The sequence below is a fragment of the Lactobacillus sp. ESL0233 genome (genome assembly GCF_003692995.1).
Taxonomy (GTDB): domain Bacteria; phylum Bacillota; class Bacilli; order Lactobacillales; family Lactobacillaceae; genus Lactobacillus; species Lactobacillus bombicola.
Genome location: NZ_REHH01000007.1, coordinates 268,064 through 291,301 on the forward strand (window position 1 = coordinate 268,064; position 23,238 = coordinate 291,301).

Annotated in this window: 36 protein-coding genes, 1 tRNA gene and 1 pseudogene; 11 read left to right on the forward strand and 27 right to left on the reverse strand. The window is 30.5% G+C overall.

Translation table 11 applies throughout. The features are described 5' to 3' along the window. Positions 1–185: 185 nt before the first annotated feature. Together F5ESL0233_RS08255 and F5ESL0233_RS08525 are read right to left on the reverse strand one after the other, a co-directional pair. A complete protein-coding gene (locus F5ESL0233_RS08255) occupies positions 186–362 on the reverse strand; it encodes a hypothetical protein (protein ID WP_158593124.1) in 177 nt (58 codons plus the stop codon). Positions 363–436: 74 nt separating this feature from the next. Then, positions 437–625, reverse strand: a pseudogene (locus F5ESL0233_RS08525) (type II CAAX prenyl endopeptidase Rce1 family protein); the annotation flags it as partial. Between the two features lie 238 nt (positions 626–863). On the opposite strand from F5ESL0233_RS08525, the gene F5ESL0233_RS04330 reads away from it, so the two are divergent. Next, positions 864–1,172 (forward strand): helix-turn-helix domain-containing protein, encoded by a 309-nt coding sequence (locus tag F5ESL0233_RS04330; protein WP_122058933.1) that lies wholly within the window; start codon positions 864–866, stop codon positions 1,170–1,172. Here F5ESL0233_RS04330 and F5ESL0233_RS04335 read toward each other — a convergent pair. From F5ESL0233_RS04335 to F5ESL0233_RS08260, 5 genes are all read right to left on the reverse strand, one after another. Next, complete coding sequence (locus tag F5ESL0233_RS04335) at positions 1,123–1,491, reverse strand: hypothetical protein (RefSeq protein ID WP_122058934.1); 369 nt, start codon at positions 1,489–1,491, stop codon at positions 1,123–1,125. The two genes, F5ESL0233_RS04330 and F5ESL0233_RS04335, sit on opposite strands and share 50 nt — an antisense overlap. Before the next feature lie 124 nt (positions 1,492–1,615). Beyond that, on the reverse strand, positions 1,616–1,774 hold the full coding sequence (locus F5ESL0233_RS08310) for a hypothetical protein (protein WP_199692574.1): 159 nt from the start codon (positions 1,772–1,774) through the stop codon (positions 1,616–1,618). After that, on the reverse strand, positions 1,758–2,147 hold the full coding sequence (locus F5ESL0233_RS04345; RefSeq protein ID WP_122058936.1) for a MerR family transcriptional regulator: 390 nt from the start codon (positions 2,145–2,147) through the stop codon (positions 1,758–1,760). Before F5ESL0233_RS04345 ends, F5ESL0233_RS08310 begins: the two co-directional genes overlap by 17 nt. Positions 2,148–2,150: 3 nt before the next feature. Further along, entirely contained in the window at positions 2,151–3,014 is an 864-nt protein-coding gene (locus F5ESL0233_RS04350) for an aldo/keto reductase (RefSeq protein WP_122058938.1), read from the reverse strand. Between the two features lie 1,747 nt (positions 3,015–4,761). Then, complete coding sequence (locus F5ESL0233_RS08260) at positions 4,762–4,929, reverse strand: hypothetical protein (protein ID WP_158593125.1); 168 nt, start codon at positions 4,927–4,929, stop codon at positions 4,762–4,764. A 195-nt stretch (positions 4,930–5,124) separates the two neighbouring features. Here F5ESL0233_RS08260 and F5ESL0233_RS08265 point away from each other — a divergent pair, with 195 nt between their 5' ends. The 3 genes from F5ESL0233_RS08265 to F5ESL0233_RS04360 all read left to right on the forward strand — a co-directional run bounded on the left by F5ESL0233_RS08265 (position 5,125) and on the right by F5ESL0233_RS04360 (position 6,171). Continuing rightward, positions 5,125–5,265, forward strand: a complete 141-nt coding sequence (locus F5ESL0233_RS08265) for a hypothetical protein (protein WP_158593126.1) — start codon at positions 5,125–5,127, stop codon at positions 5,263–5,265. A gap of 85 nt (positions 5,266–5,350) precedes the next feature. Then, positions 5,351–5,932, forward strand: coding sequence for a DUF6287 domain-containing protein (locus F5ESL0233_RS04355; RefSeq protein WP_122058939.1), 582 nt, complete (start codon positions 5,351–5,353; stop codon positions 5,930–5,932). Between the two features lie 131 nt (positions 5,933–6,063). Further along, entirely contained in the window at positions 6,064–6,171 is a 108-nt protein-coding gene (locus F5ESL0233_RS04360; protein ID WP_122058941.1) for an Arm DNA-binding domain-containing protein, read from the forward strand. Positions 6,172–6,226: 55 nt separating this feature from the next. Here the strand turns inward: F5ESL0233_RS04360 and F5ESL0233_RS08270 are convergent, their stop codons facing one another. The 7 genes from F5ESL0233_RS08270 to F5ESL0233_RS08315 form a co-directional block, all read right to left on the reverse strand. Beyond that, entirely contained in the window at positions 6,227–6,385 is a 159-nt protein-coding gene (locus F5ESL0233_RS08270) for a hypothetical protein (RefSeq protein WP_158593127.1), read from the reverse strand. Between the two features lie 8 nt (positions 6,386–6,393). Continuing rightward, positions 6,394–6,603 (reverse strand): hypothetical protein, encoded by a 210-nt coding sequence (locus tag F5ESL0233_RS04365; protein ID WP_118897872.1) that lies wholly within the window; start codon positions 6,601–6,603, stop codon positions 6,394–6,396. A 12-nt stretch (positions 6,604–6,615) separates the two neighbouring features. After that, the gene (locus F5ESL0233_RS04370; protein ID WP_122058942.1) at positions 6,616–6,957 is read right to left on the reverse strand and encodes a polymorphic toxin type 50 domain-containing protein; all 342 of its coding nucleotides are present in this window, start codon (positions 6,955–6,957) and stop codon (positions 6,616–6,618) included. A gap of 468 nt (positions 6,958–7,425) precedes the next feature. Next, a complete protein-coding gene (locus tag F5ESL0233_RS04375) occupies positions 7,426–7,938 on the reverse strand; it encodes a DUF2335 domain-containing protein (RefSeq protein ID WP_233554962.1) in 513 nt (170 codons plus the stop codon). Beyond that, complete coding sequence (locus F5ESL0233_RS04380) at positions 7,938–8,138, reverse strand: hypothetical protein (RefSeq protein WP_122058944.1); 201 nt, start codon at positions 8,136–8,138, stop codon at positions 7,938–7,940. The genes F5ESL0233_RS04375 and F5ESL0233_RS04380 overlap by 1 nt, the downstream gene beginning before the upstream one ends. Before the next feature lie 174 nt (positions 8,139–8,312). After that, a complete protein-coding gene (locus tag F5ESL0233_RS04385) occupies positions 8,313–8,498 on the reverse strand; it encodes a hypothetical protein (RefSeq protein WP_090092118.1) in 186 nt (61 codons plus the stop codon). A gap of 140 nt (positions 8,499–8,638) precedes the next feature. Beyond that, on the reverse strand, positions 8,639–8,779 hold the full coding sequence (locus F5ESL0233_RS08315; protein ID WP_090092120.1) for a hypothetical protein: 141 nt from the start codon (positions 8,777–8,779) through the stop codon (positions 8,639–8,641). A gap of 433 nt (positions 8,780–9,212) precedes the next feature. Between F5ESL0233_RS08315 and F5ESL0233_RS04390 the strand changes: the two genes are divergently transcribed. The 4 genes from F5ESL0233_RS04390 (at position 9,213) to F5ESL0233_RS04405 (ending at position 10,833) form a co-directional block, all read left to right on the forward strand. Next, positions 9,213–9,377 carry a type II toxin-antitoxin system HicA family toxin gene (locus tag F5ESL0233_RS04390; RefSeq protein WP_228150135.1) on the forward strand — a complete coding sequence of 55 codons (165 nt, stop codon included), beginning with the start codon at positions 9,213–9,215 and terminating at the stop codon, positions 9,375–9,377. A gap of 71 nt (positions 9,378–9,448) precedes the next feature. Then, positions 9,449–9,847 carry a type II toxin-antitoxin system HicB family antitoxin gene (locus F5ESL0233_RS04395; RefSeq protein WP_090092122.1) on the forward strand — a complete coding sequence of 133 codons (399 nt, stop codon included), beginning with the start codon at positions 9,449–9,451 and terminating at the stop codon, positions 9,845–9,847. Between the two features lie 274 nt (positions 9,848–10,121). Continuing rightward, positions 10,122–10,316, forward strand: coding sequence for a type II toxin-antitoxin system HicA family toxin (locus tag F5ESL0233_RS04400; RefSeq protein ID WP_122058946.1), 195 nt, complete (start codon positions 10,122–10,124; stop codon positions 10,314–10,316). Positions 10,317–10,416: 100 nt separating this feature from the next. Further along, entirely contained in the window at positions 10,417–10,833 is a 417-nt protein-coding gene (locus tag F5ESL0233_RS04405) for a type II toxin-antitoxin system HicB family antitoxin (RefSeq protein WP_090092126.1), read from the forward strand. A gap of 284 nt (positions 10,834–11,117) precedes the next feature. Here F5ESL0233_RS04405 and F5ESL0233_RS04410 read toward each other — a convergent pair whose 3' ends face one another. From F5ESL0233_RS04410 to F5ESL0233_RS04450, 11 genes are all read right to left on the reverse strand, one after another. Next, positions 11,118–11,297, reverse strand: coding sequence for a hypothetical protein (locus F5ESL0233_RS04410; protein ID WP_122021742.1), 180 nt, complete (start codon positions 11,295–11,297; stop codon positions 11,118–11,120). A 1,218-nt stretch (positions 11,298–12,515) separates the two neighbouring features. Further along, positions 12,516–13,220: an N-acetylmuramoyl-L-alanine amidase gene (locus F5ESL0233_RS04415; protein ID WP_122058947.1), complete on the reverse strand. Its 705-nt coding sequence runs from the start codon at positions 13,218–13,220 to the stop codon at positions 12,516–12,518. Between the two features lie 121 nt (positions 13,221–13,341). Then, on the reverse strand, positions 13,342–13,506 hold the full coding sequence (locus tag F5ESL0233_RS08320; RefSeq protein ID WP_165777870.1) for a hypothetical protein: 165 nt from the start codon (positions 13,504–13,506) through the stop codon (positions 13,342–13,344). Continuing rightward, positions 13,481–14,281, reverse strand: a complete 801-nt coding sequence (locus F5ESL0233_RS04420; protein WP_147442584.1) for a hypothetical protein — start codon at positions 14,279–14,281, stop codon at positions 13,481–13,483. The genes F5ESL0233_RS08320 and F5ESL0233_RS04420 overlap by 26 nt, the downstream gene beginning before the upstream one ends. 219 nt (positions 14,282–14,500) lie before the next feature. After that, positions 14,501–14,647, reverse strand: coding sequence for a hypothetical protein (locus tag F5ESL0233_RS08275; protein WP_158592389.1), 147 nt, complete (start codon positions 14,645–14,647; stop codon positions 14,501–14,503). Positions 14,648–14,679: 32 nt separating this feature from the next. After that, positions 14,680–14,817 (reverse strand): hypothetical protein, encoded by a 138-nt coding sequence (locus F5ESL0233_RS08280; RefSeq protein ID WP_158592390.1) that lies wholly within the window; start codon positions 14,815–14,817, stop codon positions 14,680–14,682. Between the two features lie 234 nt (positions 14,818–15,051). Beyond that, positions 15,052–15,303: a hypothetical protein gene (locus tag F5ESL0233_RS04430; protein WP_122058954.1), complete on the reverse strand. Its 252-nt coding sequence runs from the start codon at positions 15,301–15,303 to the stop codon at positions 15,052–15,054. Between the two features lie 125 nt (positions 15,304–15,428). Then, positions 15,429–15,794, reverse strand: coding sequence for a hypothetical protein (locus F5ESL0233_RS04435; RefSeq protein ID WP_158593128.1), 366 nt, complete (start codon positions 15,792–15,794; stop codon positions 15,429–15,431). Between the two features lie 89 nt (positions 15,795–15,883). Further along, positions 15,884–15,972: transfer RNA gene (locus tag F5ESL0233_RS04440), tRNA-Ser, on the reverse strand. Between the two features lie 93 nt (positions 15,973–16,065). Next, entirely contained in the window at positions 16,066–17,283 is a 1,218-nt protein-coding gene (locus tag F5ESL0233_RS04445; protein ID WP_158593129.1) for an ABC transporter permease, read from the reverse strand. Then, positions 17,267–18,163: an ABC transporter ATP-binding protein gene (locus F5ESL0233_RS04450; RefSeq protein WP_122058958.1), complete on the reverse strand. Its 897-nt coding sequence runs from the start codon at positions 18,161–18,163 to the stop codon at positions 17,267–17,269. Before F5ESL0233_RS04450 ends, F5ESL0233_RS04445 begins: the two co-directional genes overlap by 17 nt. A gap of 607 nt (positions 18,164–18,770) precedes the next feature. Here F5ESL0233_RS04450 and F5ESL0233_RS04455 point away from each other — a divergent pair. Beyond that, the gene (locus tag F5ESL0233_RS04455; RefSeq protein ID WP_122058960.1) at positions 18,771–19,025 is read left to right on the forward strand and encodes a helix-turn-helix domain-containing protein; all 255 of its coding nucleotides are present in this window, start codon (positions 18,771–18,773) and stop codon (positions 19,023–19,025) included. A 576-nt stretch (positions 19,026–19,601) separates the two neighbouring features. On the opposite strand, the gene F5ESL0233_RS04460 is transcribed toward F5ESL0233_RS04455, so the two are convergent. Further along, complete coding sequence (locus F5ESL0233_RS04460) at positions 19,602–20,060, reverse strand: hypothetical protein (RefSeq protein ID WP_122058961.1); 459 nt, start codon at positions 20,058–20,060, stop codon at positions 19,602–19,604. Between the two features lie 244 nt (positions 20,061–20,304). Further along, a complete protein-coding gene (locus F5ESL0233_RS04465) occupies positions 20,305–20,796 on the reverse strand; it encodes a hypothetical protein (RefSeq protein ID WP_090092159.1) in 492 nt (163 codons plus the stop codon). A gap of 282 nt (positions 20,797–21,078) precedes the next feature. On the opposite strand from F5ESL0233_RS04465, the gene F5ESL0233_RS04470 reads away from it, so the two are divergent. Beyond that, the gene (locus F5ESL0233_RS04470; RefSeq protein ID WP_090092160.1) at positions 21,079–21,711 is read left to right on the forward strand and encodes a helix-turn-helix transcriptional regulator; all 633 of its coding nucleotides are present in this window, start codon (positions 21,079–21,081) and stop codon (positions 21,709–21,711) included. Between the two features lie 785 nt (positions 21,712–22,496). Beyond that, on the forward strand, positions 22,497–23,051 hold the full coding sequence (locus F5ESL0233_RS04475; RefSeq protein ID WP_122059253.1) for a phosphatase PAP2 family protein: 555 nt from the start codon (positions 22,497–22,499) through the stop codon (positions 23,049–23,051). The last annotated feature ends 187 nt before the right edge of the window (positions 23,052–23,238 follow it).

Below are 23,238 nucleotides of genomic sequence, written 5' to 3' on the forward strand. Positions count from 1 at the left end.
TACAAAAAAGGGCATTAAATCTGTCCTTTTAACGATCTAGCCCTCTTGATTTATTAAGTTGTTGCTGTAACAAGGATTGTTGCAGTGAAGTTTGGTGTAGTGCTTGACAATCAGCTTTAATACATTCTTATGCCCATTTGATAGAGCCGTTATATATTTTCCCGCAAACACATAGAACGCTGGCGTCATCTGATAAATTCCTTATTATTTATAATTTCTTTTTGATTTAATTGCAAGTTTCGGTCATAAATTGTGCTCCAAAACTTTGCTTCATCCGGATTGGAAATATTCATTATTTTTTTGTCAAGTTCGCAAATATCCATATTTAAAATGGCTTGATCTAATTGTTCTGGAGTAATCATAAGCTGTTCTCTTTTTTAAAAATATTGTTAATTATATCATGTACTTTTTAAGAATTACTGATTTTATCAAATAATTAAAGTGTGGCAAACATGACCAATAAGTTGTTGATTAGGTGTGTAAAATAGGGATAGGCTAAGTCTTTTGTTTGTGTATATTCGTAAGCTAAAATTATACCACAAATTGTATATACTAAAGTACACCAATCTAGTTTTGGCTCATGACACAAACCAAAGATTATTCCGTTTACTAAAATAACAGTAAAATATTTAAGTTTACTGGTTGTTGAACTGCTTAAAAAAGTTAAAGAAAAATGTTTTTTATTCTATCACTTTAGTCCAAATATTCTCAATTTATGTATCAATATTATATTCAACCTTACTACACAAATTGAAAATATCAAGTAGAAATACACACTCATTGACAACAATTATATTCATTACTAATATCATATATTATAATATACTAAAAATGAAAATAAATATGTACAAAAGAAGGAAACTATGACAACTTTTAGTAAAAGACTAGAAAAAAGACGTTTAGAAAAGGGATGGACAAAAACAAAAACGGCTAAAAGGTTAAAAATAGGCTTGTCAACTTATGCTAATTATGAATATGGGTTAAGGGAACCCGATATAAAAATGCTTACGTTAATAGCAAACTTATTTGATACTTCAACTGATTACCTTTTAGGAAAGACACCTAACTTTGATGATTTTGAAGATGAACTTAACTGGTCTTACTTTGATGTGGGAAATAAGTCTACTCTTGAGACGACAGTGCAGAATGTACATAATTATTTAGATTATTAACCATTGCTGTATATAAATAGCCTTCGTAATTAGTAATGCGTTTACTCGAATCAGTGTCTACTGTACGGATTCGGTTAAAGTAATTACGTAACCACTTTGGCATTTCATCGGTTAAATTTTCTAAGTCTAACAAGCCTGTGTAAGCTTCAAAGCCTTGATTAGTCATGTTTTTAGTTACTGCTTTTTTGGCATTCAAAATAATCTGAACAAAACGATAAACTTCTTTTGGTGTTTTGCACCACGACTTGATTAAGATTGCTGATTCCTGATTTAAAAATGGGGGGCTATCTTTACTGTTAACTAAATCAGGTAAATGCATGTATCTTAGTTAGTATCTATATTATTATATAAATTGTGTTTCATTTCGATAATGTCTTGTGGCTCTAATGTTTGTGCTATTGCTTGTTTTATGTATACATCTTTAGCCGTGTCTTCTAAGTCAGCTAGGTAAAGTCGATTAGGTAGATTCTTTTTTGTTTTGAATCAAAGCCTTGATTTATTTGAAATAATAATCTTTTTGTTCGAACTACTTTAGCAGAACTCCAGCCAAAAAGATTATGTAGTTCTTGATTAAGTAAAAATAAACTATATTTTTTGTTCATAGGATAATTTTTCTTTTTCATAAGTAAGTAATTTATCATCAAAATGGTCAATTTTATAGTTTAAATAATTTATTGTTTTTTGAAGCTGGGCTTGTTGTTGCTCTAATTGCTCACGTTGCTTAATTAGTAAATTCAACCGTTTTTGCGCTGTTTCTTTTTGACGATAATTGAATAGGAATACTTTTAGTTTGGATACAGGCATCCCCGCATTACGTAAAACTTTAATATAAAAAATCCAATTTTGATCTATTTCGCTATATTGGCGATAGCCGTGTTCATCGCGCTTAATTGCTGGCAGTAACCCCACTTTTTCCCAATAGCGTAACGTATCTTTTGATAAGACAAACTTTTTACTAATTTCATTAATACTCACAAACTACCCCTTTTTATCTACTTTTTGTATCATATCATAAATACGTTGTACCGCAGCTGGATCTTGATGATCGAAGAATTGACTTTTCTTTTGATCTAAAGAATTAATTAATGTAACTTCTTTAGCTGTTAATTCAAAGTCAAAAATATTACTATTTTCAATTATTCTTTTTTTATGAACAGATTTCGGAATAACCACAATTTTTCTTTGAATTAGCCATCGTAGAATAACCTGACTGACTGATTTATGATATTGCAGACCAATTTTAGTCAACAAAGAATTACTAAAAAGTTCATTTTTTCCTTCAGCAAAAGGAGCCCAAGCTTCTGGCTGAATCTTTTTTTCTTTTAAAAATTTAACTGCCTTAGATTGTTGCATCCATGGATTAATCTCAATTTGATTAACAGCTGGTTTTATTTCATTATACAACGTTAAATCTAAAATACGATCTGGCTCAAAATTTGAAACTCCAATTGCCCTAATTATACCTGATTCATATGCTTCTTCCATTGCACGCCAGGAACCATGGACATCACCATATGGCTGATGAATTAAATATAAATCAAGGTACTGCAATTGTAATTTATTTAACGACTCTTTAATTGCTCTTCTAGTTGCTTCATATCCTGTATCGGATACCCAAAGCTTAGTGGTAATAAATAAATTTTCCCGTGATACCTTACTATTTTTAATTGCTCGTCCGACTGCTGCTTCATTCCCATAAGAACTTGCGGTATCAATCAGGCGATAGCCTGCTTCAAGTGCTGACAAGACAGATTTTTCCACCATTTCTGCATCAGTAATTTGAAAAACTCCAAAGCCTAAAAGTGGCATTTCAACTCCATTATTTAATTTCACTTTTTCCATGTCTTTATTCCTCAATATCTTTTTAATCATACTTTTTAGGTATTATAAGCCTTGGTGTGTGGACTAAGGCAAGCTAATATTTTTAATTACTCATATCAAATTACTAGTTCATATAATGCTGCTTTAAAAATAGATTATGTCAAACTTATTTAATATCTACCTGCAATACAGTAACTTTTTAGATAATTTTCCACAATAAATACAATAGTTAGATTAAGTGAGCGTTAAAATAAAAAAAGCCCGAAAAGAAATAATCTTGCGGGCTTTTTAATATCAAGGAATTATAGATAAGAAGTTGCTTCCAGATAGATGAAACGATGACTTTTACAGTAGAACATTTATCTTACTAATACACTTTCTGCTTACTCTTTTTCTAGTTTCTGTTAATTCCTCCATAAAACCAATGTTAAGAACACCTTTTTATTTTTAAAAGTTTTCTTATAATACTTTATAATTGATAATACTTTCAATTACTACGGCAATAATTAGACTTATTATTACAGTTTTAATTATTATTTTTGGTCTCAAATCGATTTTTGTTTTAATTGTCCAATTACCCTTTGATTTTTTAAATTCATAAATTTTGTTCATTGTTATTTTTCTTTTCATAGTACACTAATTTATATACAACAGAAACCAAACTCTTCTCTGTTGTTATCATCTATAAATATTTATAAGCTTTTTACCATATAGTTGCAATTAAACTCACTTTTTTCCCAAAAATGGGAAATACTTTAGTCTAGTTCCAATAATCAACGCAATTCTTTTAACGTTAATGCTATTTTCTATTAGGTTTTCGCTTAATCGCAGCATTATTTAGCCAACTTACCCTCGCCTAAATTTACTAATAGTAGAAAAATAGATACTTGATTGCATAATTTTTAGCTTACATAAAAAACTACTAAGAGAGACCATTCTCTTAGTAGCTATGTTCAAATTTATCAATAAGGAAATCGATAAATAGAAATAAATCTCTAGTTGAACAATTATAGTTTAACATAAGTCGAAACTTAAAGATAGGAAATTATAGAGCAATTGTTAATACCAAAATAAACTATACTTAAAAAGTCGCTTTATTATTCAAAACAGTGCATTTTTAATTTTTTACCGTTTGTAATCGTTGATATTACAGGCTTTTTAAAAGTATTTAAGGAGATTAAAGTGATTAATTTATAATTAATAATGGTTAATTACAAAGTTGGCGAACATCTCTATGCTTTTAATTCAGTCCTACGTTGTTCAACCTATTCTAAAATATTTTCTAAGTCTTCTTTTGTAGCTAAATTAAGGATAAAGTTTTTAGCTGTAGACCACTTATTTATATATGATTTTATTTTTTTGTTTTTTCGTCCCACTTTTTATTAGCACGTTTCTTTGCTTCACTTAGAGTCATAATAATTCACCAATTGCAAATAATATTATTCCAAGCAAGATAGCAATTATTGCTGATTTATAATACTTTTTTTCTTTTTTGTCATGTTATATAGGTAGTAAAGAGTGGAATTTAGTTCCACATCTTTTGGTTATTTACAAAAGGCTTTAGCAATTTTTTCATTTGATTCTTGTTGAAGTCTTTTTTATTTCTTTGCCATCTACTTTCACCTCCTTATATATATACTGATTATAGTGCACATTATGAATAATAATTGATAATTAATTTATATTTTTGTATAAAAAGAAGCCCTACTAAGGGTAATATAACTCCTAAGTGTGGAGCTATCAAATGAAGGTAACCATCAATTATATTTTAAACGTTTTTATATTGGCCTGCAATCTGACTCTGTAAAGATTTATTGGTCTTGACTAGCTTATCTGTCTTGGTTTTTATTGCCTCAACATCAGCGCCATGTAGGATCATGACCTTGTCAATTTGTTCATCGGTTAAATCTAATTTTTTTAATTCTTCATGTTTCATATTTTTCCTTATTCCATGTTTTCCTCCAAGCAAAAGCAGGGCGCTCGGACTGTCAAGGGACGAGCGCCCCTTGAGCTGGCTATCGCTTGATAGCAACGACTAACAGTAGTATTATAATTAATATAAGTATTATATCAGTCAAGGTAATCACCCTCGGATAATGCAATCCAACTTGTTGGATTAAGCTAAGGAGAGGTGATTACTTTTTTTGCTAGCCAGCGCAAGAAATCCTTTAAGGTACCTATGAATAAAATCAAAGAATTTCTTACTAAACATAAGGAATTAACCTTTGATTTTAATGAGTATCGTGATACCTTGTATATTGAAGAGCATTAAAAAAACAGCTACTAGAGCTGTAATGTAAAACATTAAATTTTCTGCCCATAGCTTCAACCTATGGCAGATTAGAGGGAGATTAATTATGAAAAAAATAGTAACTGCAGTATTCAGTACCCTATTAATGGGTTTAGGTCTGATAACTACTAGTAGCACTATAATTAATGCCACAGTAGCTACAAACAATAGCACTTCAAAAATAAACTTTAAACAAATTAAAAAGGGAGACTACACTAGCTTATTAGGTAAATGGAAGCAAGTTGCAGGAATGCACAATGCTTATGATGGTAGAGGTATTACTTGGTATAAGTTAGATCCTAAACATCCGATATTTAAGTTAAAAATCACAAAACATCAAATAAAAGAATTTAGTGGAGATGGAAGAACTAAATTTGAAACTTTTCATGGAAAATATATTACTGTCAAATCTGCCTCTGGTAAGGGATACGAAAGTGCTAAATTAAAATGGTCTAAAAATAATCACTTCTTTGGAGCTAGTGAAGATGTCGGAGCAATCAATTATGCTATTACATTTTATCCTAAAAATGTTCCAATTTACGATGACAAATATCATAGAAAGCAACCTAAGGAGATAGATAATAAAAAAAATCGTATTGAACTTTGGTGTAGCAATATGGGGTCCGTGCAAATTTTTCAACGGAATTAACCGATTATGAATAAAACAAAAAAGCCCTTAAGAACTCGTCTGGAAAACTATTCTTAAAGGCTTCACATGTAAACAATTAGCCAAAGCTTTTTGTCTACCCTATTTTAGCAAATTTTAAAGGGGAAATAAATATGGCGTATTTTAAAAAACGCGGCAACAGTTGGCAAGCACAAGTGTCGTGGTATGACGCAGACAATACTAGGAAGTATAAAACAAAAAGTGGCTTTGCCACCTCCTAGCAATATGCCACCATCTAACACTGGTGAAAACGTAAGTCCTTTAATGTAGCCATCATCACTTAGCATCTGTAGCGTGCGAATGAATTGTTGCTGCGATATAATCGAAAGTATCAGCTTTCAATATATTAGGGTCTGTATCTTGACCGTTCTCATAGCAATATTTTAGATAACTCAATATTTTATAAGCAATTGTAAAATAATCGTTGTTACTCATTACTCTACCTATGCTGGTTCTGCACTAACAATATCAGAAATGCCTATCTCATCTTCTAAAGTTCCGCCAATGAAAGTAAGCTCAGGCTCATCATCATCTTCATTTAAGATGTCCTCAACAAATATCGTTTTATGCTTACCATTCTTTAAAGTGAACTTCACATTCCTGCCATAGAAATGCTGATCAATTTCTTTAATCGTCATTTTTCGTGGGTTCATGATTTGCCCTCCTTACTTTAAATAATCTGGCTTTCTAGGTGTAATATGTGCCCCTTTGCTTTTTCTATATGAAATACGTCCATTTTTAGTTGGGTATAAATTACCATTTATGTCAGACCAAAAACCAATATATGATTCATGTTTAAATAGAATTTGATTCTTACTATTACTTTCTCGTTTCTTGCCATATTTATCAAATTCAGGTGTACTTCTTACATGTTTATTATACTGCTCTGCATTGAGTTCGTTCCAGTTATACTTGCCCTTTTTTGAAATATATCTCGCAGCAGTATTCGGTAGCGACTCATTTTTCCTTTGATAATCAACTGCCTTTTTCCATTGGTCAAAGGTCATGTTTTCAACATATTCACCCTTACCAGTTTCTGGGTCTCTTGACTACCTTACTCGGTCATCTGGCAAGCCCTCGATGTAAGGAACTGTTGTACACCTACAATAAGGATGAATTAACGGATAATTTAACGCCGTCTTTTTGCCGTACGAAAGTAATAAAAAAGCTTGTAATCATTGATATTACAAGCTTTTTAAACATATTTAAGGAGAGTACAGTCTAATTTATTAAAAATAAATAATTTAACCATCTCACAATCACTGAAATATCAATATTTATAAATTGATTGATCATAATTAATAACAACTAATTACAAAGTCGGCGAACATTTTGGCGAGCATCACACTATGCTTTTAATTCAATCCTACGTTGCCCAACATATTCTGAAATGTTTTCTATTTAAAAGCTTGAATTAGCAAGTTTTATAGCACACAAAAAAGCCACTCAGAATCTATTCTGAATGGCATTTAATTTTAGTCAATATTATCGTGATCCTTATTGTTAGTTAAATCGTCATTTCCCGATAACGTATCAATATTATTAGATATAGAACCCATAAATGTAAAAAACGATATTAGTCCTGATGCTCCACCAAAATAAGGATGTTCATTCATAATTAAATAAACTGCACCTATAGTAAAAAAGAGAACAAAGCAACCTGTTATAATCAAACTAACCCAAGCTAACCTTCCACGTCTTCTTTGACGTTCTTCTTCTAATTTTCTTCGTTGCTCAGACTCTGCAATACCATTATCAATAATCTTTTTTGCGGCTCCTTTATAAAGTGCCTCATATCCAGCTAACAACTTCGGGTGAGGAATTGGACCTGAATACATCGACATTGCCGCAATGATATGTTCCTGCTCATCCTTTGGAATATCAGAATTTTCAACTTGCTTAATAATTTCTTTGTCAAGCTCTTGCCCTTCCTCATTCTGATTCAAAGTTTGATCAGCTTTAATGTTAATATTCTGTTCCTGACTCATTATTTAAATTTTGATGTCCCATAATCTAAAATTCCACGTCTTAAATCATTTCCTACGTTAATCCAGTCTTGTTCAATAAAACCCCCTATAGAAGCCTTTAAAGGCGTTTTATTATGGCTGTAATTATGTCCTGTTCTATTATAAGATACACTTAAAAGCTTAGTAGCTTTTTTAATTATAATGTTCAATTCAGTAAACATACTAATATACCTCCCTTAGAACTTAGAAAAATACTAATTTCTACATCTAACTCTACACATTGCAAACTTATTTGTAAACTATTTTTTGTTCTTACAATCAATCTTAAATTAATTATAAAATTAGTTACAAAGAAAAAATAAACCATCCCAACCCACAGTCCATAGTGGCTTATTTTATTTGTTCAATTCATTTTCGCGTTGTGCCACATATTTCTTAATGGTTTCCAAGTCTTCTTGAGTGGCTAAATTTAGAATAAAACTTTTAGCAGTTGAGCGTTTATTTAAATAGCGCTTGCGCTCTTTATTTTTGCTATCCCACTTTCGATTGGCTTTTTCTCGTGCTTCAGTCAATTTGTTCATTAAAATAAAACCTTTCTTATCGTAAATAATATTATTGCTATAATAATTGCCAAAAATGCAGATGTATAATATTTCTTTTCTTTATCACTCATGTTATTATTTAGATGACAAAGTAGTGAGGACTTATCCTCACTACTCAGTTATTTCAAAAATGCTTTTACAAGACTTCTGATAAGCCTTAGTAACTCAACTACTGGGGCTGACCAAGCTGCTATTGCTGTATATTTAGCAATTTTAGCTTGAGTTTCTTGTTGAAGCATTTTTTTCTTTTTCTTTGCCACCTATTTCTCACCTCCTTACATATTATATAATACACTATCAAGCGTACATCGTAAATAATATCTGACAATTAATTTATATTTTTTGCACAAAAATAAGCACTCCAGGAATTACTCCCAGAGTGCTTATTTAATATTTTGTAAAAAAGCGCTTTTTTTAAATTTTCATTAGTAAATTTACTTCGTAATTTGCAAAAACCAGATTTTTTAACAAATTAAAATTAAACGTAATTTTAAGCACAAAAAAGCCACTCACGTTACTTCCTGAATGGCTTTTATTTTTCAATGTAAAAATAACTCGACCAATTAAAGATAGTAAGAGTGCTGACCATTATAACACATCAAAAAATCAAAACTTTATTTTTAGTCCTATTGACTTTTATACGTAAATTACGTATAAAAGTTATATAAAGTTGAGAAGGGAGGAATAACAGATATGACAATGAAACCACAACAAATAGTAAAATTGTTGATGAAAAACGGTTTTGTGAAAAAACGCAAGAATGGAACCTCACATTTAATAATGTATAACAAAAATAAAAATATCTCAGTTCCAGTTCCCATTCATGGCGGCAAAGAATCACGCAAGACGCAATTCTGAAAGAAGCAGGCTTAAAATAAGCCTTCTTTGCTATATCTGTTATCCTTTAAAAAATAGAGGTGTAAAAAATTATGCAAGAAAAAGATCTATTAACATATCCAGTAGTTATTTGGGCTGCTGAAAAAGGCTATAATGTTTTTGTTCCAGATTTAGGGGAAAAAGGTCTAGCGACACAAGGAACCAGCTTAGATAATGCTATCTATATGGCAGGCGATTTAATTGGCTGTATGCTAGCTGATACCACCAACTATCCGAAAGCAACACCGCTTAATGAAGTTGACATTCCTGCCGAGGCTAAAAAAGCAATCACAACACTTGTACCTGTCAATATTAAAGATTATAGAAAACGGGCATCAAAGACAGTCAGAAAAACAGTATCCTTACCAGAATATTTGGTGGATTTAGGAAAAAAAGAAAAAATTAATTTTTCTAAAATTTTAACTGAAGCATTAGAAAGCAGATTACTATAACTAGACCAGTACCAACTTTACATAATGTGCATTATAGGAAATACCTAAAAAATACTACTAAGTCAAGGCTGATAATTGCCCATGATAAAACTTTGTGAAATTATCATGTTTCACACTTAATAATCCTAATTTTATAGGGTTCCTTTTTTCGTCCAAAATACAATTTCACAAAGTATACCAATTGCATAAGTTCCTTGTTGTGCTACAATACGTATATAGGCGTATTGTTTATTTGTGAATAAAAAATAATTATGCACGTTAAAGGAGGAAAAATATGACGGAACATAGCGCCAATGAAATCATTAACTTAATTAAGAAAAAGGGATATGAAGAGCATCATACAACTGGTGACCACCATATCTATAAGAATAAATCCGGAAAAATGATTTTTATTCCCTACACTCACTTGAAAGATAGTATTAGCATTGGGACGTATAAATCAATCGTCAGAATGCTTGATAGTAAGTAATTACTTAAAAAGACAGTCATAACTGTTTTTTTATTGACTTATATGCGTACTAATGCGTATAATATTGTTAATAAAAAATAAAAATAGAGGTAAAATTAAAATGTATAAAGGGACAAAATACTACAAAGAAAAATTTTATACATATCCTGCGGTACTAGATGATTCTGAAAATGAAAAAGGTACATATACTGTAACGTTTCCAGATGTGCCAGGTGCTATCGGAGAGGGAAAAGGTATTTCTGAAGCTATTGCCAGTGGTAAAGAGGGCTTAGAATCTATTTTGATTGCTTCAAATGAGCTATATACTAATAGTCCAATTGAAAAAGTAAAAAAAGACAATCCTAATAAAATTGTCACATATATTTTGGCCGATATGGAAGAAGCTAGAGAAATCACTAAACCAGCGACTGTTAAAAAGAATACAACTATCCCAAGAGATTTAGCCATTAAAGGTGAAAAAGCAGGAGTTAACTTTTCAAAGTTATTAACTGATGCTTTACGCGTTAAATTAAGTTAAAAAAGCGGGTGACTTTTTTTAATTTATCAAGGATTTTTTGCAAAAAAAATCAAAAAGATGTATAATAATTTTACTCCGATGTTTTCGGTCTTAACTTTATAAAAAAGACGCCTAGATTAATTTCTAGGCGTCTTTTTTATAAAGTTTAATTCATCAATAATGTCTGGTTATAGCATCCAACAATTTTGTTCTTTATCGAACTCTAAAGTGCCGTATTTCTCTTCGTCTACATTAAGTTCTCCTTTGTTTTCTTAACTTTATATCTATATATTGTCAACAGAAATTTATATTTTTTTCCGTTTTTCTGCAATTATTTTTTCTAATTCGTCTAAATCCTCGCTGGTAGCAAAGCGACGAATGAAACTCTTGGCTTGTGACCTGTAGACTAAATATTTTTTTCGGTCTTTATTCTTCTCGTCCCACTTTTTATTAGCACGTTTCTTTGCTTCACTTAAAGTCATAATAATTCACCAATTTCGAATAATATTATTCCAAGCAAGATAGCAATTATTGCTGATCTATAGTACTTTTTTCTTTATCAGTCATGTTATAATAGATAGCAAAGAGTGGAATTTAGCTCCACATCTTTTGGTTATTTACAAAAGGCTTTAACAATTTTTTCATTTGATTCTTGTTGAAGTCTTTTTTGCTTATTTGCCACCTATCTCTCACCTCCTTACATATTATATGATGCACTACATAACGTGTACTGTCAACTATTTCTTTAAAAAAAGCCACCCTAGTTTTACCTAGAGTGGCTTATTAAAATGTTAAAAACCCTGTTTTAGGCATTTATCTTGATATTTCCCATACTAAATTCACAAAAAACGGACTTTTTAACAAATTAAAATTAAACGTAATTTTACGCACAAAAAACCCACCCAGAAATTAGTTTGAGCGGCTTTTTATAAAGTTAAGAATCCGACAAACAACGGAATGTTAAAATTATACATTTTTAAGTAAAGATAGTCAAACGGTTCTGCCTAATGGTTTTGCTTAATAAGGAAGCAAAACAATTTAACAAAAAGATTCCTTAAAGAATCGTTTTGTTATATACATAAATATATCATCTTACAACAAGGAGGATATCAACCGCAAAATTATCACATCATAAAATTAATGGTTTTTGCTTTACAAAAGAATCAATTTTTTATAGAATAACCATCAGTTGCTATTTATTTGAATAATATTTTTGTTTATAAATTTTTGCTTTTTGGTTATACACTAAAAAAATTCTACTTTATAAGTAGAATTTCTTTAATGAGTTGAATTTAAAGTGTAGTCATATACACATACAATTATACAAATTTACTTAACCAAAAATTTGCTTAAGGATATTAAGAATGAATTCAATAATTTTAGTAATGAACATAATTAGTACCAAACCTTTCTTTTAGAATAAACTTTAAAGTTCTTTAAAGATTATAACATAATATTTTTAAAAGAGTAGTACTATTTTAAAAAAATAGTACTAATTTTAAAAGTTAGTACAATAGGTGCGATTTAATGCATTGAAAAAGGCGATTCTTGATTGGATCGCCTTTTTATTTTGGTGGAGATAAGATATCTGCTCTTTATTTTATATAACAAAAAAAGCCACCCAGAAATTAATCTGAGTGACTTTTCGAATTTATTTTTGGATTGTAGTGCAATGTATATACACCAACTATATTATACAACCGTTATCTAGTTAGCGCAATATTAGCCCCACTAAAACCTTTGGTCAAATCATGTGCGAATTTAGCCCTTGATACCCCAATTTTTGGCAGGTATTGCCATGGGGCAACATGATCAGTATTAGAGTAACCGTATTGCACAAGCCATGAGTGAGTTTTGATTCCACGATATGAACCAGTGTCCAAGGCTAACGGTATACCATATTTTTTAGCTGACCAGCGTAACCAATTGACATAGTGTTTGTAGGCTTTCATGGCACGTCTGTGATTACTAAACTCGCACAATTCAATCTGGACTGGTGCCAAGTTGTTAGCAGGACTGCCCGCTCCCCACGCTACATATCCAAGCTCTCCCACTTGATATATGCTTTTGTTGTCAATTACAAAGTGCACGTAAGTCTGGCTAACATTGATGCCATTTTTCATGTTGCGGGAAATAGCCCAGGCTTCTCCATTTGGTGTAGCGGTTGAGTGAGCAATAATAAGTTTCGGTGTTGCCAGTTGTGAACTTCCTTCATTGTCACCAGTTTGCTTTTTGAGCGTCTTTAAATCCTTGTCACGCTCTGCAATTTGGCTTTGTAGCGACTCATTGGTCTTGCCTAGCTCATCTGTCTTGGTTTTCATTGCCTCAACATCAGCGTCATGTAACCCCATGACCTTGTCAATCTGTCCATCGGTTAAAGCTAATTTTTTTAATTCTTCACGTTTCATCTTATTTCCTCTTTCGCAATCTTTTACGTGGGGCGACCACTTTCAAGGTATAAAAAATAAGCCTTTTTACGCCATGCTCAGGGCAAATTTTGAGTACAAAAAAAGCAACTAGAACAGTTGCTTAAATATATTTAATTATTCCATTTTCATTGGGCTTGCATGATTGATTCATTGTTTTCTGATATTCATCAAATTCTTCTTTAACCCAATTAGGAGCATTTTTTTCTATTACCGCACCACTGTCAGTATAGTGCCAGTATTTATATCCCTTTGGTATGTCCAGCATTGTTTATTACCTCCAGTGCCATTTTTTCAAAGTAAGCTTTGAACTCTTTTGCTTGGTTTCTAGGCGTTGATCCATATGCTTCTGCCATTATCTCTGCAAATGGTTCTGCTAAACTATTTGATTTCATATAACTACTGTAAGCATAATCACTTATTTTTTTAATGTCAATAGTTTTTGAATCTTCTTTCATCTTGCCAAATATTGCGGTAGAAAAATCACTGCCTGATAGTTTTGAAAGCTGTCTATCAATATGATGAGAAAACTCATGTAGCATCACATGATTTGCATCCGAATTGTTTGAGAGCCAATGACTTTTTACCATTTTACTTACTGAGTCTTTAAGCTCTGCTTCACTTTTAAACCATTTGACATTTAAACCAAATTCATACGGCATTTTGCTTTTAACATATGAGGAATAACAAGCAATAGTATTGCCCATTTTGGAAGGAGGATATGCTGTTAATGTTGGTATTTTATCTGGCAGTGCATCATACAGATTACTGAATTGTCCAACAGTCTTTATTGTTTCTTTAAGTGCTGTTCTAGACAACTTAGTACGACTGGTTTCTTTTAACTGCATTCCAAATTTATCAGTAATATACTGCCTCATTTCAAGCTCTGTAGCCTTATCAAGATTGATATCATGAAACGGCTTAGGTTTTAACAAACTAGCAGTATAGCCCTGTTTCTGTCCATCGACATATTGCTTTTTCCACTCATCAAAGGTCATGTTTTCAACATATTCACCCTTACCAGTTTCAGGGTTACGTGCCAATCTTTCGGAACTATCAGGCAAGCCCTCGATGTAAGGAACTGTTGTACACCTACAATAAGGATGAATTAACGCCATCTTTTTTGCCGTGCGTTTGCCGTGCGAAAGTAATAAAAAAGCTTGTAATTATTGATATTACAAGCTTTTTTAAAATATTTAAGTGAAGAAGCCTTACTCTATTTTTATCGTTCCATTTTTTATTAGCACGTTTCTTTGCTTCACTTATTTTGCCCATAAAATTATTCCGCCAATAATTGCCATAATTGATATTAATAATAGCAACCGTTTTGGGTAAAATTGAAAATTAGTTTTAACAATACCGTTTTTATTTTTTAGGGGCCTTTCCCGATGGTAATAATAGTTTTTCATTGTAAATTCCCTCCATAGCATTTATAATTAACTTAGATATGGCAAAGAAGGCAATGCCTTCCTTGCCTGTCTTGTTTCTCGTATGAGATATGATATTCAAAAGCTACAAAATAGAGGTTGATTCTGATGGTTATCTCTACTGTAGCTTTTTTCTTTTTCCGTTTTTTCATATCTCTCACCTCCTTACATATTATCAACAACATTTTTTAAATATAATCGAAAAAATTTCTATTTAAAAGTTTGAATTAGCATACTGTACAGTAAAAAAATAAGCCTTTTTATGCCATGCTCAGGGCAAAATAAAAAGCAGCTGTTAAGCTACTTTATTAGTTTTGATTATTATTTTCAGAATATTTTTTCTAGCTTTTTCTGCAAAATACTTCTTACTTATAAAAATACAATAACTACCATTGAACATCATCCATCTTAGAATATAGTTCTGATAACTTTTTACCATCAATTTCAAAGTTCAATACTTCATTAATATTTTTGAACTTTTTAATATAGTCGCCACTACCTAGCTCGCGACTCTCTGAAAAGTCAGGTGCATTTGGGTCAGGCTCCAATAACCAACGTCGCTTATTTAAAGTGAACTCTATTTCGTATCCTATTTCAATTAATTCTCTAAATTGAGCTAAACTCTTAATATTGCTCATTATTGTGCCACCTCCTTAAGTCCTCAATTTCGTTTTCAGTTAATGGTCTACCTGTTCTTCTATATAACCTTATTTTACCACGGCTTTTATCAAATTGCTTTACCACAAGTGCACATGCGGTACGATTATATGAATTTTTTATTGCCATGATCAGTTAAGTCTAAATCTTTGTCAACGAAACCTGTTTCATCGTAATATCTATATTTAACCAACTTACCTTTGTATAATCTACCAATAACTGATAGTGGTTTACCTTTAGTCGACATGTTATGCATTTCTTTTATAGATGAAACAACTTTTTCATATTTATTAATACGATTTTGTTCCTTTTCATTAACATGTCTAATTTTAATTTGTTTCTTCCACTCATCAAAGGTCATATTATCAACATAAGCACCTTTGCCAGTTTCTGGGTCTCTTGACCACCTTACTTGGTCATCTGGCAAGCCCTCGATGTAAGGAACTGTTATATACCTACAATAAGAAATCAACGGATAATTTAACGCCGTCTTTTTTGCCGTACGAAAGTAATAAAAAGGCTTGTAATCATTGATATTACAAGCCTTTTTAAACATATTTAAGGAGAGTACAGGATTTGAACCTGCGCGCCAAGGAATACTTGGTTCGCCGGATTTCGAGTCCGGTGCATTACCACTCTGCCAACTCTCCACAACAATCATAATTATACATGATATTGGCAAAACTGCAAAATTAATTTTACAATTTTGCCAAATTTGTTCTTATAATTGTTATCCATTTTAACTATGACTTCTTTAATTTTTGCCAAAATGGCTTACTATCGTTTTGCAACATTAACCGTTTATATGATTTGCCAACAGAAAATACTAATAAACCAATGCATCCAATTAAAATAAGCAAAGAAAAGGCACTCTCCCAATTATTAGCCGTTTTAGTAATTAAGCGTAAAGGCATGAAAAACGATGAGAATCCAGGAATAAAGGATAAAAAAACTATAATAGGATTCTTTAGTGTACTGATATTGCTTGATATTAATCCAATAAATAAGATAACAAATGAGAAGTAAGTAACTGGCTGTGCAGCTTTTGAAGCATCTTCTGTCCGTTTGACCACTGCTCCACAATATGCCGCTAAAATCATGAATAGAATTATTCCCAATAAAAGATATACTAGTTTAATTCCTAAAAGACTTTGGACAATAGCTCGGGCGTAAGCTAATAAATTAGTTTGCGCCATAAAAGGAGCAGCTTGCGGTATATGTTTAATCATTTCTAGCCCAGTAGCTCCAATGATTAAATAAATCAATAATTGAAAAACTACAAGCCCTAAAATACCAGTAATTTTTCCAGTGAAATATTTAACGGCAGAAATGCTTGAAAAAATAACCTCAATTATCTTTGTCCCTTTATCAGCAGCAATTTCTTGTGCGGTAATATTAGTATAAATACCAACGATAACAAACATAATTCCAAATATAGTCGATAAAAATAGATGAGGATCTTCACCGAGATTAATGGTCATCTTCTGCAAGTGCTCGCTTAATACTGGAGTCAGATGAGTCTGAGATGAGTTTAGTTTAGAATCTTTCTTGCTACGCTCATTTTGAAGTTGTTTCAGGTATTTTACTAATCTCTTTTTAAACTTTGAATCAATTTTCTTAGTACCAAAATAATCGGCTTGAATTTGACCACGTTTAACTTCAATATCAACATAACCGTCAATATCAACATTTTGTAAACTCTTTTTAGCAATTGAAACTGTTTTGATAGTGTCATCAACGTAATCTTCAACATTAGCTTTTACAAAAGGTTTACTTATCTCCGGATTATTGCTGACAACAGCATAAGTGTCACCCATGCTGTTAATAATGAAGTATTCGGTTCCAAATGTAACAGCTAAGAGCAAAAGTGGTACTGAAAATAACATCACGAATGACCATGATTTTACTTGTTTGCAAAATGTGTGCCAAACAACAATAGCAAATTTACGTATTCTTCTCACTCGCTTTCATCCGAAAAATTTCAGCTAAAGTTGGTGCTTGCTGCTGATATTCTTCAATATACTGATCTTTTGTCAAAGCTACAAAGACTTCCGGACCGCTTTTTTCGTCATCTATTCTTAATAAATAGCGATTATTTTTCCTCTGCTCAACAGTTTGAACATGTGGCAATTTAATTAGTTCTGCTAGCGGTGTAGCTGTTTTGACAAGAATTTCATTTTTAGAAAACGAATTTCGAACTTCTTCAACCGGACCTTTTAAAACTACCTGGCCTTTTCTGAGCATCAAAAGTGAATCGCAAATTTCCTCAACATTCACCATATCATGACTTGAATAAATAATAATAGCTCCATTATTCTTAGCGTCTAGAATTGCCGTTTTTAGTAATTCCGTATTAATTGGATCAAGCCCACTAAATGGTTCGTCTAAAATAATTAATTTTGGTTGATGAATCAAAGTACAGATCAGCTGTACTTTCTGCTGATTACCCTTTGATAAAGTCTTTATTTTGTCAGATTTATTTCCATTAACCTCAAAGCAATCTAGCCAAGCATCGATTTTACTTAAAATATCTTGCTTTTTCATCCCTTTGAGTTGAGCATAATAAATAATTTGATTTTGAAGCGTCAACTCTTTCATCAAACTGCGCTCTTCAGGTAAATAACCAATTTGATCAAAATTATCTTCAGTTATCTGTTTATTTTCCCAGGAAATCTTACCGTCATAGCTAATAAAGTTCAAAATACTATGAAAAGTTGTAGTTTTACCAGCACCATTTTGACCAATTAGTCCTAAAATTTTACCTGGTTCAGCTACAAAATCAATATCATCTAGTGCGACCTTGTCATCAAACTTTTTACTAAGATGTTCAATTTTCAGCATATAAAACCACCTTTTTAATTTTTTCTAAATAATTGATTTATAAAATAAGATAGAGCGTTTTCCTTTTTTATTAGAATTGTTGCATCACCCTTCATGCCGTAGTGAATATTTTCGCCTGCTTAGCTGATAATTTAGTTTGAATCTCAACATAGGATGTATAAATTAAAACTTCCTTTTAATAGCCATCAATTTTAAAAATGTATCTCTTATTCCAGTTTAGTCAGAATTTTGGTTTTTCCATTTGAAAATGTGAGAAAATATATCTTTCAGGACTCCTATGACGCAATCTTAGTTTGTAATGAAACACTTTACGCCAAATATTTTATGCTTGAAGCAAGTATTTTTTCAAGCTAAGTTTCTAAGACATAGTTCAAAAGACTCTATTTAGAAGGATTTTTTGATCATTTATAGTTAAGCCAAAAATAATTATTTTTGGCTTAATCAACATCTATTATCAATTTGTACCCAGACCTAACAACAGTCTATGAATAATTGGTAGTTAGTGCTAGGTACAAATTATTAAGACCAAACTGATTTTTAAATTTAACTGAAAAATGGTTTAATATATATTTATATGTATATGGAATTTTGAAAAGGTGGTTTAAAAATGAAAATAGGTTTAAAAATTAAGTTTTATCGTACCAAAAACAGGCTTACTCAAGAGCAACTAGGCAGTCAACTACTTGTATCAAGAAAAACAATTTCAAGCTGGGAAAATGATCGTAGTGTGCCTGATCTCGAAACTTTATTAAAATTAAGCGACATTTTTAATATTACCTTGGATTACTTACTGCACCAAGATATTACTAAAACTCAAAATATTAAAACACAGTATTATATTGGTATATCCTCCACTCATTAACATAGCTTTGTCTGTCATCTATTTACTATTATTCAATGACTGGGCTCGTTTTCAGCAAAAAAAGAAACTAGTTTTATTACTAGTTTCTTTTTCTTACTTTTTAATTCTGGCATTATAATATTCAATAATTATCTTATTGACTCTTTCTCAAATATACCTTCACATAACCTGGAAACCTTATTTGATGCGAGGACCCTTGCCCTCACCCAGTCGAAAAGCAAGATGTCGACTCTTTAAATGCGTCCTAGATATGTTAGAATTAAGCAAGTTCATTGGTAACTTTATTTGCTAGAATTGAATTGGTAATTACATTCTAGCAAATAGGTCCAATGGACTTTTTATTTTCTAATCAGGGCAAATGTCCAACTTCATTCTATAATTTAGGAAAAAACATTTTGAAGATTTCTAATTAATTTTCCAATAGTAATTAAAAATCTATAGCATCATTGTCGCTCTTTTAACCCCACTATTAATTTTACCTAAATCTTTGTTATTGCAAATGTAAAATTTACTTTTATTTAACTTGTTCATTATTTGTTTCTCTCATATTCAATTTTTTACATACTTATCAAAAAACTAAGAATGGTGGTTAATAAACAATTTTTGAAGGCCGACACCTATCGCACTTGCTGCAATCCCCAGCAGAACTACTAACCCTACATTTATTTTAACTTTTGAGAAAGACTGAATTACTTCTATTCCAGCTATTGCAATAACTAGTCCTCTTAAACCAGATACTATCATACTTGAATGTTTAATTTGTTGGGTATACATACCATTATCAATACTTTTTTTCAATAAGTGCTGATAAATAAAAATATCAGCAGAAGCTATAATTAGAGATACTAGGGCAATTAAACCACTTCTAAAATCATTTTTTTGTAAAAAAATTGCGTTTGGAATTGGAAAACAAAAAATTACAATCGCCAGTGGCAAGAGATTACCCTTTTTTAAAGCAGAGCTAGGATCTGACCATTCTTTCAGATGATGATAAATATCTTTTAACGCTTCGAAAACTGTTTCTTGTTTTTTCATCCTCTAATTTCTCCTATTTAGACTTTTAAGATTATAATATCTTATAATCAAAGTTAGCATTTTTTCAAGCTAAGTTTCTAAGACATGCATTAGAGCTTGATTTATTAAGTCATGCAGAAATCGCTTAATAAATTTTTGAAAAACGGATTATTATTTGATGCAAAAGAATTTAAGCAAAGACAAACAATTATTATTAACATTTTTCTCGCGATTTTTGAAACTTATTCGAAAATTCAAAGTAACATTAATTTTCCCAACAGTTTTTCTTTATTAAAAAACAAACTTGAAGTCCATCTCCTATTAAGCTAGCTATTATTGAAAATATTAATACTGACCAAAGATTAAATTTCATTTTAGTATAAGTACAAATTGAAAGCATGATACTAACAATAATCAAGCTCATTCTTATAGATGTATTAATTAAAATCCATCTTTTCATTGAATCGTTGATATTATTAGCGTTAATTTCTTTAATGATAGCACATTGATAACAAAAGCCAGTCCATATTTCTGCAAATACATCAAAAACAAAAAGTGGGCCCATAACACTTACAGATTCGTTACCCCCATAATTAAAATTTAAATCTTGCAATACCATGAAAACACAGAACCATAAACGGGAATCGAATTTTAGAAAAGTATTTTTTTTCTCTAATTTATCCATATTTAATCTTTTCCATTTAGAAATATGGTTATGGATATCCATTAAGCTTTCTATAATCCCGTTTTTTTTCATTTTAGTCTCCCCTCTTCTATGCACTCAAACAATTTTTTAAAAAAATATTTTCAATAGTATGATATTAAAAGTTATTACTTGATGTACTTCTACAGTAAGCTATAAAAATGATTTCTAAATAAATATCATCTCAACAATTGGTACTGAAAAAATCACAAATAATTGATATAAAATTTATCTTTTATAATTTTTAAATATTATATTGTCTTTTTAAACCAATAATGCTTGAATGTCACTATGTATGTACACATGATTTAAATTTTTTAATAGAAAGTCATAAAGATGGAATTAGGAGACAAAATTAAACATTATCGTATTAAATATGGTCTTACACAAGAACAATTGGCTAAAAAATTACTAGTTTCTCGTAAAACAGTATCAAGCTGGGAAAATGATCGTAGTACACCAAATATTGAAATGCTTTCTAAACTTTGTAGTATATTTGAAATTTCACTTGATGAACTAGGTAGTATACAAGATACAAAATTAAAAAAAGACAATAATGTAAAAAAGAAAAATAAGCCGTTAACCGTTATACTATATTTATTATTATGTGCATTTGCCGTAATGACTTATCTGAGATTTTTTGGATTTAAATTGATTATTAAATATACTCCATTTATAGCTTTTATAATCAATATTGTTTATCTTAATTTTTATTCTGAATGGAGTAAATTTTCTAAACCAAAAGCACTTGTCTTTCTTTTATGTTCTATTTTTGTTTTTCTTATACTAAATTGCTGTTTATTATTTAAAAACAACTACCTTTTTTCTTCTTATTCGACAGATTATATAAATAATATTTTAGTTACTTTAGCTTCAATTACATATGTTTTGATTACCACATTTATTATTACAACAATAGTTTTTTTTAGTCCTTTTAATATAAAAAAACTCACAAAAAATAATTTCTAGCCTACTTCTCTCTTAGATTAATCAACTTTTTCATTAGACAATCTTTGCTATAAGTCTATAGGTAGCAGTAATATGTTTTTATTAATTTTAAGTAGAACAAAATTATTTTTGATTATAATAAAAACCTTTAGCTTTAATTTCTTTAGTCTTTGAGACTTCTAAAAACCCATGTATTTATTTAATAAATTTGTTTCAGAATGTTTGCCTCCGCGTATTTCAATTAAATCCGCATTTTTTAGCAAATAAAATTGTATTTTTTTGTTGCATTTTTCATAATTAATTCCTCTCTTAAATTAATATTATTTAAAAAAGTTAACTAAATAATCTAAAAAATCGTACTTTCACAAAACTAAACAAAAACAAGTTAGAGTAATTCAGTAAAACTTTCTTGTTTTTTCATCCTCTAATTTCTCCTATTTAGACTTTTAAGATTATAATATTTTATAATCAAAGTTGGCATTTTTTCAAGCTAAGTTTCTAAGACATGGATTAGAGCTTGATTTATTAAGTCATGCAGAAATATTTTAATGAAGCAAAAAATATTTTTGCCTAGGAATATTCAATTACATTTGACTAAATTTTTAAAATTAATTGTTTATAATTCTAACTAAACCAATAACAAGTTAATGACAAAAAACATTTATAACTAGCAATTTTCTTAATTTTTACTCAAGAGTGTACTTTAAAGTATATTGAAACCTCGGTAACTGTTAAAATACAGTCAAATAAAGTTAAAGTTTGATAGGTAGGGATTTATCTTGTATTTAAACATCTGGGTTGCAATTATGTCCGCTCTAATACTGGTACTACTTATTTTTAATGTTAGAAACTCACGTCGATTTAATCTGTTTGACCATTGGCTCCATCACAAATTAGTTGGGCAACATGATGGTTTTAGCTGGCAAATAATTACTTTCATCAATGATCCAAAACTCTTAGTAGTTTGGGATATTTTTTTGGCTAGTTTCCTAATTAATGAAGAAAAGAATTTAGCCGCACTTTGGGTTTTATTTACTCTTGGTTTTACCGATTTAAGTGGGCTGCTATTAAAAAAGTGGATGCACCGCAAGCGTCCACTCATGCACTCCAGTCTTGAAGACGGTTATAGTTTTCCTAGTGGTCATGTCTTAGGAACTACTAGTATGGTCTTAATTATTTGGGAAATTTTTGGAACAAAATTTGGTAATGGGTTAATAATTACACTAGCTGTCATTTGGATAATGGTAGTGATATCAAGGATTAGTTTGAAAGCCCACTATCCTTCAGACGTTATTGGTGCAACTTCTTTAGCTGTCTTCTGTTTTACCTTATCACAGCAAATTTTTCTTGCCTTTTTATAAATACCAAATTATTAGAACAATAATACTATCTTAGCTAAATATCATAAGACATATTTCATAGTATCGGATACGATTTATGGCTTACTTCTTAAGGTTTTCTCAAATTGGTCTTTTACTAATCGCCAAAATTACTATCAATGTATCTTAACCGTCATTTTTTTAAAGTGTAATAAAATAATTACCAAAA